Below are 14,539 nucleotides of genomic sequence, written 5' to 3'. Positions count from 1 at the left end.
TGCTACAATATTATACTCTTTCTCCTTTCCACTTTCAACCCCTATTTAAAAATATTTTTCCAAATAGGTCCTCCCTCTTCCTATCTGTCATTCCCGCTCCTTATAGGTCATTCCTGCGCAGGGCTCCCCCTGCAAAAGCAGGGGCAGGAATCCAGTAAATTCTAAAAACTAACTAACAACACTGTAGTCAAACCAACCTGATATAATTATAAAAACATTTTTTATAGGACAGAGTCTCCCGATATTTGTCAATCTTTTATCTCCCCTCGCCCTTGAGGCTGATATTTGGACACACTTGACACATAGTTCAAAATAAAATATAATATAGAGTATGAAAATATGTGGTCAATACTTTAACAAAGATCTAGTAGATCGTATTAAGGAGACCATCAAGCAAGAGCCTGAGATCTCCCGTAGTACCCTATCCCGCAGGGTTTGCAAATGGTTAAACTGGATATCCCCTATGGGTAAACCCTGTGAGGTAAGTTGTCGTAAAGCATTACTAAAGTTAGATAAGAGAGATATGATAAAATTACCAAAAGCTAAATCCTTTCCGAAAAGGAGAGGTATACCGGCTGATGTTAGTGATGTAGCAAAAATTGATGGTGATATTAGTAAATTAGGCGAAATTAAGGTAATACAAATAACCAAAGTTTCTAACCGTTTATCTTCTATCTGGAATAGTTTAATGAATAAATACCATTATTTAGGAAGTGGTCCCCTATGTGGTGCCCAGATCCGTTATCTAATAAAGAGTAGATATGGTTGGGTAGGAGCCTTAAGCTTTAGTGCTGCCTCCTGGGCACTAAAGGATCGAGATAACTTTATCAGCTGGTCTGTAGCAGCTCGGATTAAGAATTTACCCTATGTGTTAAACAATAGCCGTTTCCTTATTATACCAGGTGTCAATATACCAAACCTTGCCTCACATATACTGGGTAAATGTATCAGACAACTGGCAAATGACTGGCAAAAACGATATAATTATAGACCAGTATTGTTGGAGACCTTTGTCGATATAAAATTTAAAGGGACCTCCTACCAAGCAGCCAACTGGATAAAGGTAGGCAAATCCTCAGGCCGAAGGTCTACTGGTAAAAAAGTTATTTACCTCTATCCCCTCTGTCCAAACTGGAAAGAGATTCTAAATAGAAAACCGAAAAGAGGGATTATTCCCCCACCCGATAACCCTGCTGATTGGGCGGAAGAGGAATTTGGACAGGTAGAGTTCTTTGATCATAGGCTAAATATCAGATTACAGAGGCTAGCCAGAGACTTCTTTGCTGCTCCAGGGTCCCTCATACCAGAGGCATCTGGTGGTTCCATAGCCAGTACAAAGGCAGCTTATCGATTCTTTAATAATAAGAGGGTAGATATGGATGAATTACTTAAGTCTCATATTACTATGACTAAAGAACGGATCAAAGAACATAATATTATATTAGCGGTACAGGATACCACTATCCTTAATTATACCTCCCACCCGGCTACAGAAGGACTTGGTCTGATTAATAGTATTGCCAAACCAAGGGCTAAGGGACTTATCCTGCATACTACTATGGCCTTTACCCCGGAGGGCTGTCCTTTAGGATTACTTGATGTCCAATGCTGGGCCCGTACTAACCCGGGTAAGAGCAAAAAACGAAAAGAATTATCAGTCTCAGAAAAAGAGAGTATGAAATGGATAAAAAGCTACCGAGCGGTAGCTGAAATACAAAGATCAACTGATACCACCCTGGTAAGTATAGGAGATCGGGAAGCAGATCTATACGAGCTATTCTATGAGGCCTCTTTAAACAAGCCAGAACTGTTAATTCGGGCTAGCAAGGGTAGAAAGAGGAGAGTAGAAGAAGAATACCTCTGGGATAAAATGTCCCAAGAACCAATCTCTGGATTTTGTGAACTCTTTATCCCCCGCAAGGGCTTACGTCTCGCAAGAACGGCAAAACTGGAGATACGTTTTTCCTTGGTTACCCTTAATCCCCCCAGGGATAAAAAACTACCACCCCTTAAACTATATGCAGTATATGTATCTGAAACCGACTATCCTATACCCTTAGAGTGGATGCTTTTGACTACCGTTAAAGTCCAAAACCTTACTGATGCCAAGAAGATATTAAAATGGTACACCCGCCGCTGGGGGATAGAAGTCTATCACCGTACCCTAAAGAATGGTTGCCGTATCGAAGACCGTCGTCTGGCCAGGGCCGAAGATACCAAGACCTGCCTGGCAATTGATATGGTAGTAGCCTGGCGTATCTTCTTTCTTACCATGCAGGGTAGAAAAACACCAGATATTCCTTGTGATAAATTCCTCCAGGAAGACCAGTGGAAGGTGTTGTATACCTATATAAATAAAACTACCACTCTCCCCAAAGAACCACCTACCCTCTATCAAGCAATACGGATGATAGCAAAACTTGGTGGCTTTTTAGGACGTAAGTCAGATAAGGAGCCGGGAACCACCACTCTATGGCGGGGATTGCAACGGCTTGATAATATGGTCGACTTCTATAAAGTTATAAAACCAGCACAAAGAGCAGGACCCTAAATTATACTCCCCGTGTCATGTATGGGTAAAAGTCAGCCTCCAGGGGAGAGGGAGTAAGGAGGGGAATATTTGTCCCTCTACTTATATAGATGCAAAAAAGGGGCAAAAAAGCAGCACCCTGATAAAAAAATTTTAAAAATTTTTAACAGCAGCAGCAACAGCAGGGTAAAAATTACACCCTAATATTGTTGTTGTTATATTGTTATTGTTCTTAATTGTTGTTGTTAGTGTGGAATTTTTCCACTAGGGGTAGTGGAGAATTTCCATTAGGGTAGTGTAAATTTTACACCAGGGGCAAGGAATTTTAATATCTTCTTAGATGAATTAGGAAGAAGTGTAGAGTTTTAGAAAAGTTAAGGGGAAAGGGAAATATATCACGAAACCCTTATAAATAACCACTTTCAGATTTTGAAGGGGTGAAAATTTAGCTAAAAAAAGCCATTTTCGAGGGGTAAAACCATTACTCGACCTAAAATTACGCGCCACAAGCGATATCTCGCATTCTGCCTCTGAAACCCTTATAATATAAGCCTTTCCCATTACTATAAAATAGTTAAAATCATAAACTTTGAGCTCCTACCATCTCCTTGACCTTTCCTTATAATAAAATTGGGGCAGGGTTTATTTTTAAATCTAGATGCTTTTGATAAATTATGTCTCAGATTAGTAACCAATTTAGGTCTGTTTTTGAAAAGTTTTCTCAAAAAAAAGGATTTCTAATCATAATGTAGTATATACTAAATAATAATGGTTCCGAAAGGAGAAAAATAAAATGAAAGAGGAAAGTGACTTTAAAAAGATAACCATCATTGGTGTAGGTCTGATCGGTGGTTCTCTCGGATTAGCCTTAAAAAAGAAAAATCCAAAATTTAAAATTAGCGGTATAGATAAATTAGAAATAATAGAAAAAGCCATAGCTCGAGGGGCGATTGATGAAGGTACCATTAATCTTGAAAATGGAATAAAAGAAGCAGATTTAATAATTATAGCTACTCCAGTAAAAACAATTCTAGATTTATTACCCCGAATTAACCCTTTTATTAAAAAAGGATGTCTAGTAACTGATACCGGGAGTACTAAAGGTCAGATTGTGGAAACAGCAGAGAAAATATTATCTAAAGATGTCTATTTTATTGGTGGTCATCCTATAGCTGGCTCTGAAAAATACGGCATAGAGGAAGCCAATCCTTGTCTCTTTCAGGATAAAACTTATATTCTAACTATTACCAAGGACACTAATTTAGTAGCCCTAAAAAAAATATTATTATTAATCAAAATCATAAACGCAAAGAGATTAATATTAGACCCTCTTGAACACGATAGAATTGTAGGCGCAGTAAGTCATTTACCTCAAATTATGGCAGTTTCTCTTACCAACATGATAGGTGAATTAGGTCAACTGGAGAATAGTGATAATTATTTTAAAGCCATAGGAGAGGGATTTAAAGATATGACTCGAATTGCTTCCAGTCCTTATCAGATATGGGAAGATATCTGTGAAACCAATCAGGAAAATATTTTAAAAATGATTCAAGAATTTAAAAATTATCTCCGGATAATAGAGGATAAACTTAAAAACCACCCCGGCAGTTTAAAAGAAGAATTTCAAAAAGCACAAATATTTAGAAAAAGTATATCTTTACCCAAAAGAGATGATTAAGGTGAGATTGATAATTAACCTTACTTATGCTATAATTTAATTGCCAGATGAGGAAATTATGAGCGTTAAGGATAAAAATGAAGTAAAGAATATAGCTGTAAATAGAAAAGCACGCTATGATTACCACATTTTAGATACTTGCGAAGCAGGGCTGGTTTTAAAAGGGACAGAGGTAAAATCTTTAAGAGAAGGCAAGGTTAGCTTGCGGGAAAGTTTTGCTCAATTTGAAGATAAAGAACTTTATATCATGAATATGCATATATCTCCTTATGCTTTTGGTAATATATTTAATGTAGACCCTAAAAGGAAACGAAAATTACTCTTGCACTTGCGGGAACTTAACCGTTTAAAAGGGCAAGTTGAAGAGAAGGGTTTAACCCTGGTGCCTTTACGGATTTATTTTAAAAGAGGTCGTGCCAAGATGGAATTAGCTTTGGCGAAAGGGAAAAAATTGTACGATAAACGGCAATCATTAACCGAGAAAGCAGTTCAAAGAGATGTAGAAAGAGAATTAAAGGATAAAAAATGGGGGCGATAGGTTTCGACAGGGATAAAAGAGGTAAAAATAGCGAGTCGAGGTTCCATGTCCTCGTAAAACCATGGAAAAACATTAATTGCTAGAAACGAACAATTAGCAGCAGCCTAATTAGGCTGCTTGTCTTTAAAGGTTCTTTGTTTACGAGACCTTTATAGGCATAACCTAAAGTAAACTATCTTTTATCTTGCTGCCCAGAAAGGTAAAAGAGAAAATTCAGGGCTGGTTCAATTTACATCCTGTCTATGGGAGGTAAAAAGAGCGAGAAAAAAATCATAGACTACACTCGTAGTGGTTTTTACTGAAATATCTTTGGACGCGAGTTCAAGTCTCGCCGCCTCCACCAAAATTGCTGACGCTTTTGGCATTGGCATCGATGATTTAATGAAAGAATAAACCTACCTATGGCCAATAATAAACAAAATTCAAAAATATTAAACGGTGATTGCGTAAATTGCTCTACAGATGTAATTCTGGAACGATTCGCTACTTCTCTTAAAGGGCTTACCACAGAAGAAGTTGAAAAGCGCCTTGAAGAATATGGTTATAACGAACCGGCCAGAAAAAAGAAAAGCTCCATTGTATTTCAAATTATTTCAAAATTTTTCAATCCTCTGGTTATCGTCTTATTGATAATAGCTTTGTTTTCCATCTTTTTTGGTGAAAAGATAAGCGCGGTCTTGGTTATCTTGATGGCAATTATGAGCGTGGCATTATCTTTTTTTCAAGAGCACCGTGCCGGAAGAGAAGTTGAGAAGTTGAGCGAAATGGTGCGGGCTACCGCAACCGTTTACCGAAACGGCAAAACAATAGAAGTGGATATCAAGGAAATCGTTCCGGGAGACATTGTTGACCTCTCTGCCGGTGATATGATCCCCGCGGATTTACGGATTATTTCTGGTAAAGATTTGTTTCTCAATCAAGCCTCCTTAACTGGCGAGTCTTTTCCGGTAGAAAAAATCGCCGGACCGATACAAACTAAAAGCAGTTCTCCTTCCGATTTGACCAATATCGCCTTTATGGGATCAAGCGTGGTAAATGGCACGGGATTAGGCGTCGTTATTAGGACCGGCTTAGCTACCCAATTTGGCGAAATTTCGCGCAGGCTTGCATCAATAGCCGTGGAGACAAGCTTTGATAAGGGCGTGCGCAGCTTTACGTGGCTGATGATTCGCTTTATGCTCATCTTAGTAGTCGTTATTTTTGCTATAAATGCACTTTCTAAAGGGAATACGTATCAAGCGCTTCTTTTTGCTTTGGCGGTTGCCGTGGGCCTTACTCCGGAAATGCTTCCTATGCTAGTTGCAATTAATCTCTCCAAAGGCGCAATAGCCATGTCCAAGAAGAATGTCATCGTCAAACGCCTTAATTCGATACAGAACTTTGGGGCGATGGATGTCCTTTGTACCGATAAAACAGGCACCATTACCTTAAATAAGATTGTTTTAGAGCGGCATTGCAATGTGGTAAGAAAAGAAGATGAGGACGTGTTAATATTGGCCTATCTAAATAGTTACTACCAGACTGGTCTTAAGAACATTTTAGATCGCGCTGTACTAAGGCATGAGAAATTACTGGTTAAAAAGTATAAGAAAATTGATGAAATTCCTTTTGATTTCTCCCGGAAGATGATGTCTGTCGTGGTGGAAATGGATGGTAAGCATCGATTGATTACCAAAGGCGCTCCGGAAGAAATATTTAAGCGGTGTTTGAAATTTGAATTAGACGGAAATTTCTTTGATTTTAACGCCATTACCCTAACAGATTTGGAGCTTGAATATAAGCATTTAAGCGCTGAAGGATTCAGAGTTTTGGCTATTGCCTACAAAGATTACGCTAATCCTAAAGAAGTCTATTCGAAAGATGATGAAAACGGAATGGTTCTTAAAGGATACGTAGCCTTTCTTGATCCGCCTAAGCCAACAGCTAGAAAAGCTATTGAAACTTTAAGCAAACTGGGTATAGACTTTAAGGTCTTAACTGGCGATAACGAACTGGTGACCAAGAAGATATGCAGCGAAATCGGTCTTGATGTAAAAGAAACCTTAACCGGTGAAGAAGTAGAAAAGGCAAGCGATGAAGAGCTAACTAATATGGTGAAATCCGTAAATGTTTTTTCTCGGCTTTCCCCTCTGCAAAAGGAGCGCATTATTCGGGCTCTGCATAGAAACAATCATACCGTCGGATACTTAGGGGATGGTATAAATGATGCACCTGCTTTAAAGTCGGCCGATGTGGGGATATCGGTTGATAATGCGGTGGATATCGCCAAAGAATCGGCTGATATTATTCTTCTGCAAAAGAATTTAATGGTGCTGGGAGATGGAGTAATCGAGGGGCGAAGGACATTTGGCAATATTCTTAAATACATCAAGATGGGCTCAAGTTCTAATTTAGGAAATATGTTCAGCATGATCGGAGCGAGTTTGTTTTTGCCATTTTTACCGATGTTGCCCATACAAATTCTGTTAAATAATTTTCTTTACGACCTCTCGCAAATAGCAATTCCTTCGGATGATGTGGACGAGGAATACCTTCTTGAATCCAGGCCATGGAACGTAAATTATATCAAGAAATTTATGTTGATTATCGGACCGGTAAGCTCAATATTTGATTTCATAACCTTTGGTGTTTTATGGTTTATTTTCCATGCTTCCGAACCGCTTTTTCATACCGGATGGTTTTTGGAATCTTTCTGTACGCAAACGCTGGTCATTCATATTATCCGTACTGGAAAAATACCCTTTATTGAAAGCAAGCCGAGTCAATTTTTGATGTTTACATCTATATACATCCTAACCATAGGTCTGCTTATACCATTTACGCCTTTAGGGCAACATTTTGGTTTTATTGTTCCGCCACCGCTATATTTTCTGGCTCTTATAATGATTGTCGTAACGTATTTATTTTCGGTCCAGGCAGTAAAAAAGTGGTTCATAAAGAAGTATGGGTATGAATAGAGTAGCTTGTTTTAAATTTTCCACTAGATAAATTAGTTATAAGGAGGAATTTAAATGTCAGGTATAAAACTAAGTATTATAGGAGCAGGAAGTGCTATTTTTTCTTTAAGATTAGTAGGAGATCTTTGCAAAACAAAAGGTTTATCTGGAAGCTCTGTTTCACTTATGGATGTCGATGAAAAGCGTCTAAATTCAGTACATCATTTAGCAAAGAGATATGCTGATCTAGTGGGGACTAATTTAAGGTTCGAGAAAACAACAGATATGAAACGGTCAATTGAAGACGCAGATTTTGTAATCAACACTGCTCTTATAGGTGGTCATGGACAACTGGATGCCAGTAGAAAAGCAGGAGAAATGCATGGGTATGCAAGAGGCATAGATAGCCAAGAATTTAATATGGTTTCTGATTACTATACCTTAAGTAATTACAATCAACTCAAACATTTTTTAGAGATAGCTCACAGTATGGAAGAGATATGCCCGAATGCTCGGCTTCTTCAGGCGGCTAATCCTGTATTTGAAGGTACGACCTTGATATCCAGATATTCTGACCTTAAGGTTATAGGTTTTTGTCATGGGCATTATGGTGTTGAAACCGTGGCAAAAAGTTTGGGATTGGATATAAAAAAAGTGAACTGGCAGGTTGCCGGATTTAACCACAATATATGGCTTACCCATTTTCTTTATAAAGACAAGGATGCATATCCGCTTTTAGATCAATGGATAGAAGAAGAAGCGAGGAAATGGAAACCCAAAGATCCTTTTGATGACCAAATGAGTCCTGCGGCGATAGATATGTACAAATTTTATGGAAGAATGCCCATAGGAGATAGTGTTAGGAATGGGAGCTGGAAATATCATTACCATCTGGAAGCCAAGAAAAAATGGTATGGAGAACCCTGGGGAGGAGCAGATTCTGACTTAGGCTGGGCCTGGTATCAGAATAGTTTGAAGGCATCAACCGATAAGAGTTTTAAGCTGGATGCAGATAAATCTATTAATCTTTTGCAAGAATTTCCCCCTGAGGTTATGAGCGGAGAACAACACATTCAATTTATCGATGCCTTGATCAATGGGAATCAAGAAAGATTTGTACTAAATATTCCCAATAAAGGACCAATAATACCGGGCATTCCCGAGGATGTAGTAGTAGAAGTACCGGTAATTGTAGACCAGAAAGGCATTCATCCAGAGGAGATAAACCCTCCCCTACCAAAGCGGATAATGGATATGTATCTTACCCCGAGGAGGTTAAGGATGGAGTGGGCCTTAGAAGCATTCGTATCTGGTGATAAAAGGATACTTCAAGAAATACTGATCAGAGATCCCAGGACCAAATCTTTTGAGCAGGCAGAAGCAGTTATAGAGGAGATACTTGCCTTGCCTTTTAATAAAGAGATGAAGAAACATTATATGTCGTTTCCGCGAAAACAGAAAAGGCCTTAACTGTTATATTGAAAGATTTTTTACAAGAGATAAATATTCTTCTTGTTCCCAAGATAAAATTTTCTAAATTAGGAGAGGATGGAGTTTTAATTGGTGCAGCAGTGAAGATACTTGAACCTTTAAAAAGAAGAGGGCTTATGGATGTTAAGTAGTAAACACCTTTATGATGAGTTAAATATAAATTTATTTTAATCTATCGGAGCGACTGATGAAAGGAAATGCAATTATAGGGCAATTTGGTGGACCTACCGCAGTTATTAATTCGAGTCTTTGTGGTCTTATTCAAGAAGGTCTCAAATCAAAAAAAGTTGAAAAAGTTCTTGGTATGAGGTTTGGGATTCAAGGATTTATGCAAGATGAGATTTTTGATTTAGGAAAAGAAGACTTTCAAGTCATTGAGGGATTGCGTCAAACCCCTTCATCTGCTTTAGGTTCATGCAGATATACTTTAAAAGACGAAGATTTTCCACTTATAATAAAACAAATTAAGAGATATAATATTCGTTATTTTTTTCTTATTGGTGGTAATGGTTCAATGGATACCATTCGAAGAGTAGAAAAATATTGTCAAAAAAATAATTATAAATTAAATGGTATCGGAATTCCTAAAACGGTGGATAATGATCTTTGCGGTACTGACCATGCTCCAGGATTTGCCTCTGCGGCGAGGTATGTTTGTCTTTCAGTCCAACAAGCTGGCCGACTTGCTCGGGATATGCAAAGAGTCGATAAATATGTTATTTTACAAACTGTGGGTAGAAACACCGGATGGCTGGCTGCCTCGGCAGCTTTGGTTAAAAAAACTGAATCCGATGCTCCTCATCTAATTTATATACCGGAAAGACCTTTGTCTAAAGAAAGATTTATATCAGAGGTCAAAGAATGTATTAATAAAAATAGATGGGTTTCCATAGTTTGCGGTGAAGGTATCCTTTGGGAAGATGGGACTCCGGTAGCCAGTCTCCAAACCCAGAATAATTTGTCCAATATTGAATTTGGAGCAATGGGAGGGGGAAGTGCAGCGCTGACCTTACATAAAATAATTAATCAAGAAACTAAATATCGAGGAGAATTTCAAATAACTGAATCTCTCTCTATGTGTGCCATAGATCGGGCAAGCAAGATTGATCTGGAAGAAGCCTATGCATGTGGAGTTAAGGCTATACAATTGGCTGAAGAGGGTCTTTCTGGGGTTATGGTTTCCCTCCATCGAATTAGCTCTTCTCCCTATCAAGTTGAATTAAAAACCGTTTCACTTAATGAGGTTGCCTTACATACAAGACCAATGGATGATAAGTACATTAATAATCAAGGGAACTTTGTAACCAATGAATATATAAAATATATCCAACCACTGGTGGGAGAACTCCCCAGATATAGTGAATTAAATTTTATAAAAAGTAAATAATAACTATTTTTATTAATAGGAGATTAGAGATGAACTTACGAAATAATAAATATAATAAATTTTTTCTAATTAAAGAAATGCTGGAGACTGCTGAAATAGTCAAACATCTTAATGTTGAAAAAGTATTATCTTATGAAAAAGAAATAAAAAAAGAAAGAATATTTTTTACTGGTGAAGGGTCATCACGCATTTTTCCGGCTAAAAAGGTTATGTATGAAGCCCGAAAAAAAGGTTATAAAGAAGATTTTTACACCGATTGTGCCACTCAAGCCCTTGAATATAAACTTTTAGATAATACTGTGTTTATAGCATCTAATTCAGGAAAAACAAAAGAAGATTTAAAATTAATTCAGAAATTAAAAGAACAAAATCATGATAATATCATTAGCATCGTTGCCAATGCCGGAACTCCTATAATGAAGGAAGCTCATCTATCCTATCTGTTAACCTGTGGTGTAGAGAAAGCAGTTGCGGCAACAAAATCAGTAATAGAACAGGCACTTTTTTATGATTTACTCTTTAGAAAATTAAATAATGTATCCTTGCCAGATCTAAATAAACTGGGAACTTTAATAACTCAGGTTTTAGAGATAACTATTCCAGAGGAGGTAACCAAAACTCTAATAGATTCGAAAGCTATTTATTTCGCTGGTAGAAATAATGGGGTGGCAGAAGAATTAACCCTTAAAGCAAATGAAATAGCCCGTAAAAAATCGGATTTTTTAGAAGGGACTTATGTTTTTCACGGTATCGAAGAAGTTATGGATGCAGATGAGGTGGTAGTAATTATAGATCCATTTAAGAATGATGAGGAAAAATATAAAGATGTGCTTATCGATGGTGTAGGGTTAAAGGTGATTGTCATTTCTACAAAAAAGACTATATTTCCTACTATAATAATTCCTGAATACGGTGATTTTACTAACTATCTTGAAATTGCTGCCGGTTGGAATCTTCTGGTAGAAGTTGGAATAAATATAGGTAATAATCTGGACAAAACATTACGAGCCCGAAAAGTAGGTCATGAATTTAAATCCTTTAATTAATTCTCTCCATTTTTATTTTAATTGTTGTGACTAAACTTTATAGTGGCCAGGGTAACAAAGATGATGCTTAATATTAGTATAAATAGGATTTCGTTAAATATAGTTATTTGATGTCCGAAAAGAGTTAAATTAAGACCCATTGCTTGTTTTAATACTGGATTTAATTTATCGGTTTCTAATATTATTTTTTTAAACATATCTATTGAGTAGGTAAGTGGATTTATAATCACCAGAAAATTCATCCATACCGGTAAGCCATTTATAGGAAAGAAGGCACCTGATAGAAATAACATAGGAAATATAAAAATTTGTATGACCATTTGAAACCCAGTAGTAGTTTTTAATAAGCTGGCAATTAAGAGGCCTACAGAAGAAAGGGTAAAAGCTACTAAAAACATAGCGGGAATTAATTTTATTAAAATAGATAAATTTATCTTTAATCCAGTAAAGGGAACAAAAACAAACATAAGCAATCCTTGTATTACTGCTATAGTAGTACCTCCCAATACTTTTCCGATAGCGATAGAACTTCTTTTTACTGGAGATACTAAGATTTCTCTTAAATAACCAAATTCTCTATCTTGGATTACTGAAAGAGCTGAAAAAATAGAAGTAGTAAAAACTACCATTCCAATAATTCCAGGAAACATAAATTTCATATAATTAAAGTCAGCGAGAGAAGAATAATCACTACCTCCTCTGAACATCGAACTCATAGCTCCACTCATTCCACTTCCAAAGATAATTAGAAACAAAAAAGGCATTGCAAAAGAACTAAGCAGCCTGGCTCTATCTCTAAAAAATCTTAATATATCTCTCTGACAAAGGGCAAAAATTTCTTCCATTTTATCTTCTCCTATGCATTTGCATTCTTTTTTTCATTAGATCTCTTGTTGAAGCTTCTTCTTCTCTTATCTGCCTGCCGGTTAATTTTAAGAAAGCATCATTTAAGGTAGGTCTTCTTAGATTAATACTTTTAATGGGTGTTTGAAACTCTTTTATAAAACTAATTAAAAATCTATTACCTTTATCTACCTTAAAAGAAATAACTTTATGATTTTCAGTTACTTCTTTATTATATTTGGTTTCTATTTCTTTCTTGGCAGCTTCATTATCTGAGGTAATAATTTCAACAATGTCTCCACCTATTTTGCTTTTTAGTTCATCAGGAGAATCTAAAGCAATTAATTGACCATAATCAATGATAGCTACCCTATTACATATTTCTGCTTCATCTATATAATGAGTAGTTAAAAACATGGTAATGCCGGCTTTTTCTTTAAGTTTTAAAATGTATTCCCAAACATGGGCTCGAGTTTGAGGATCAAGTCCAATAGTAGGTTCATCTAAAAAAAGTACCTTCGGATAATGTAGTAGTCCCCGAGCAATCTCTAATCTTCTCTTCATACCTCCAGAAAAAGTCTCCACGATTTTATATCTCTTGTCACCAAGTTCTACTATATCAAGCACTTCTTTTATTCTATTTTCCCTTTCTTTTTTAGGGATTCTGTAAAATCTACAGTGTAAAGAAAGATTTTCATTGGCAGTAAGTTTTTCATCCAGGGTATTTTCTTGAAAGATAATCCCAATACTTTTCCTTACTTCGTTGGAGGAGGTGAGGATAGAATAACCGTTTATGGAGGCTGTACCATGGTTTGGCTTGAGCATGGTACAGAGCATATTTATGGTAGTAGTTTTTCCGGCTCCGTTAGGTCCTAAAAATCCGAATATCTCTCCTTCTTTAACTTCGAAGCTAATATTTTTAACTGCCTCTAAATCGCCAAATTTCTTTCCCAAACTTTTGACTTTAATAATATTATTAAAGTTACTTTCTATATCATTCATTATTAGGTTTACCCACTTATTATTTATTTATTTCGCAATTTACTATTTACTCTTATATTTTTAGCTTGTAAAATGCAATACGCATAATATTTTTATCATATTACCCCCCAGTTTGTCAATTCTTCCTCTCTGGTAGTCTGTGTCAATACTTTGGGGGTAGTTTTCTTTGGTGAAAAAAATCCTCTGGTTTTGGGTAGACTTACCCCTTGTTCTATTATAGCTTATTATTTGGATAAATAAGCACGATTATCCTTATTTTATTTAGGTTACAGTAATACATAGTGATCAACTTTCTTTAGTTTTTTGATGGATTAATTAAAATATCCTACTCTGGATAGTTCTCGCAAAACACCCACCCAGGGTTTACCCTGATCCGGTCCTCTTAAAGCAGGTATGGTTACCTCTATAAGAGGAGAAGTCTCTGTTTCTTTCTTAAAATAGGAAGCAGGCAGAGGTGGTTTGTATTTGCCTACTTTAATATTTCGTTCTCTTTCGGTCTCCCACCAGTCGTCCCATTCTCCATTCAAGATAGTCTCTTTTATCTTTAGGAGACTAAGGGCTCCTTTTTCACTCCAACTCATCCCTCTCTTTTTAAAGCGAGAGGCGATCACCTTATTTATGTTTGATTCTATAGCTCCGGTTCGCTGTATTTCTTGGTCCTTCAGGATAACCTGGTTGGCAATCCCTTGACGATTACGAGAGATATAGGTATAGAGTTTGGTTAGATTATCTTTTTCTTTAAGGTCATAAGGTGCCCTAATCATCTGCTCTATTTTGGATAAAGCCTTATCGGTCTGGTTAGATAGAAGCAGATCTTTTATGGTCTTTTGTTCTTCTTTCCTTCTTCCCAGACCTTCTCTTAGTCTCTTAAAGAGATGATAAAAACAGAGTAGATAGGTAGCAGAAGGGAAGTAATCACCTACTCCCGAGATGATCCAGGAGTCTCCGTCTCCCCCGAAGATAACCTTTTTTACTTTGGAGAGGGAGAGTCTTTCTTCGGCTAAAAGACTTAAGTTTCTCATAAACTCTTTCCCGGTCCCGACAAAGGTGAATTTCTCCTTTAGTCTTTTAGATTTACCTGTTTT

11 protein-coding genes and 1 other RNA gene are annotated in these 14,539 nt (G+C 36.8%); 9 read left to right on the top strand and 3 right to left on the bottom strand.

The features are described from left to right. Positions 1-331 precede the first annotated feature (331 nt). From COZ07_RS04065 to COZ07_RS04025, 9 genes are all read left to right on the top strand, one after another. Positions 332-2,551, top strand: coding sequence for an IS4 family transposase (locus tag COZ07_RS04065; RefSeq protein WP_406607307.1), 2,220 nt, complete (start codon positions 332-334; stop codon positions 2,549-2,551). A 772-nt stretch (positions 2,552-3,323) separates the two neighbouring features. After that, a complete protein-coding gene (locus tag COZ07_RS04060) occupies positions 3,324-4,211 on the top strand; it encodes a prephenate dehydrogenase (RefSeq protein WP_406607306.1) in 888 nt (295 codons plus the stop codon). A gap of 58 nt (positions 4,212-4,269) precedes the next feature. After that, a complete protein-coding gene (smpB, locus tag COZ07_RS04055; protein WP_406607308.1) occupies positions 4,270-4,749 on the top strand; it encodes an SsrA-binding protein in 480 nt (159 codons plus the stop codon). Beyond that, positions 4,739-5,092: a transfer-messenger RNA gene (gene ssrA / locus COZ07_RS04050) on the top strand. Before smpB ends, ssrA begins: the two co-directional genes overlap by 11 nt. Before the next feature lie 58 nt (positions 5,093-5,150). Then, a complete protein-coding gene (mgtA, locus tag COZ07_RS04045; protein WP_406607305.1) occupies positions 5,151-7,706 on the top strand; it encodes a magnesium-translocating P-type ATPase in 2,556 nt (851 codons plus the stop codon). A 54-nt stretch (positions 7,707-7,760) separates the two neighbouring features. Next, positions 7,761-9,155 (top strand): alpha-glucosidase/alpha-galactosidase, encoded by a 1,395-nt coding sequence (gene aglA / locus COZ07_RS04040; RefSeq protein WP_406607304.1) that lies wholly within the window; start codon positions 7,761-7,763, stop codon positions 9,153-9,155. A gap of 8 nt (positions 9,156-9,163) precedes the next feature. Continuing rightward, positions 9,164-9,307, top strand: a complete 144-nt coding sequence (locus COZ07_RS04035; RefSeq protein ID WP_406607303.1) for a hypothetical protein — start codon at positions 9,164-9,166, stop codon at positions 9,305-9,307. Between the two features lie 56 nt (positions 9,308-9,363). Continuing rightward, positions 9,364-10,563 carry a diphosphate--fructose-6-phosphate 1-phosphotransferase gene (locus COZ07_RS04030; protein WP_406607302.1) on the top strand — a complete coding sequence of 400 codons (1,200 nt, stop codon included), beginning with the start codon at positions 9,364-9,366 and terminating at the stop codon, positions 10,561-10,563. Positions 10,564-10,592: 29 nt separating this feature from the next. Further along, the gene (locus tag COZ07_RS04025) at positions 10,593-11,609 is read left to right on the top strand and encodes an SIS domain-containing protein (protein WP_406607301.1); all 1,017 of its coding nucleotides are present in this window, start codon (positions 10,593-10,595) and stop codon (positions 11,607-11,609) included. A 17-nt stretch (positions 11,610-11,626) separates the two neighbouring features. Here the strand turns inward: COZ07_RS04025 and COZ07_RS04020 are convergent, their stop codons facing one another. The 3 genes from COZ07_RS04020 to COZ07_RS04010 form a co-directional block, all read right to left on the bottom strand. After that, complete coding sequence (locus COZ07_RS04020) at positions 11,627-12,454, bottom strand: ABC transporter permease (protein ID WP_406607300.1); 828 nt, start codon at positions 12,452-12,454, stop codon at positions 11,627-11,629. Between the two features lies 1 nt (position 12,455). Then, entirely contained in the window at positions 12,456-13,454 is a 999-nt protein-coding gene (locus COZ07_RS04015) for an ATP-binding cassette domain-containing protein (protein WP_406607299.1), read from the bottom strand. A 311-nt stretch (positions 13,455-13,765) separates the two neighbouring features. Beyond that, the coding region (locus tag COZ07_RS04010; protein WP_406607298.1) for a UPF0236 family transposase-like protein at positions 13,766-14,539 on the bottom strand (774 nt) is incomplete at its 5' end.

It is taken from the genome of Candidatus Infernicultor aquiphilus (genome assembly GCF_002784285.1).
Lineage (GTDB): Bacteria > Atribacterota > Phoenicimicrobiia > Phoenicimicrobiales > Phoenicimicrobiaceae > Infernicultor > Infernicultor aquiphilus.
This window is presented reverse-complemented; position numbering and strand designations above follow the sequence as displayed.

Excerpts from the sequence above, each read along its gene's own strand:
- COZ07_RS04065 (WP_406607307.1), top strand. The coding sequence starts at position 332 with ATGAAAATATGTGGTCAATACTTTAACAAAGATCTAGTAGATCGTATT.
- COZ07_RS04060 (WP_406607306.1), top strand. The coding sequence starts at position 3,324 with ATGAAAGAGGAAAGTGACTTTAAAAAGATAACCATCATTGGTGTAGGT.
- smpB (WP_406607308.1), top strand. The coding sequence starts at position 4,270 with ATGAGCGTTAAGGATAAAAATGAAGTAAAGAATATAGCTGTAAATAGA.
- mgtA (WP_406607305.1), top strand. The coding sequence starts at position 5,151 with ATGGCCAATAATAAACAAAATTCAAAAATATTAAACGGTGATTGCGTA.
- aglA (WP_406607304.1), top strand. The coding sequence starts at position 7,761 with ATGTCAGGTATAAAACTAAGTATTATAGGAGCAGGAAGTGCTATTTTT.
- COZ07_RS04030 (WP_406607302.1), top strand. The coding sequence starts at position 9,364 with ATGAAAGGAAATGCAATTATAGGGCAATTTGGTGGACCTACCGCAGTT.
- COZ07_RS04025 (WP_406607301.1), top strand. The coding sequence starts at position 10,593 with ATGAACTTACGAAATAATAAATATAATAAATTTTTTCTAATTAAAGAA.
- COZ07_RS04020 (WP_406607300.1), bottom strand. The coding sequence starts at position 12,454 with ATGGAAGAAATTTTTGCCCTTTGTCAGAGAGATATATTAAGATTTTTT.
- COZ07_RS04015 (WP_406607299.1), bottom strand. The coding sequence starts at position 13,454 with ATGAATGATATAGAAAGTAACTTTAATAATATTATTAAAGTCAAAAGT.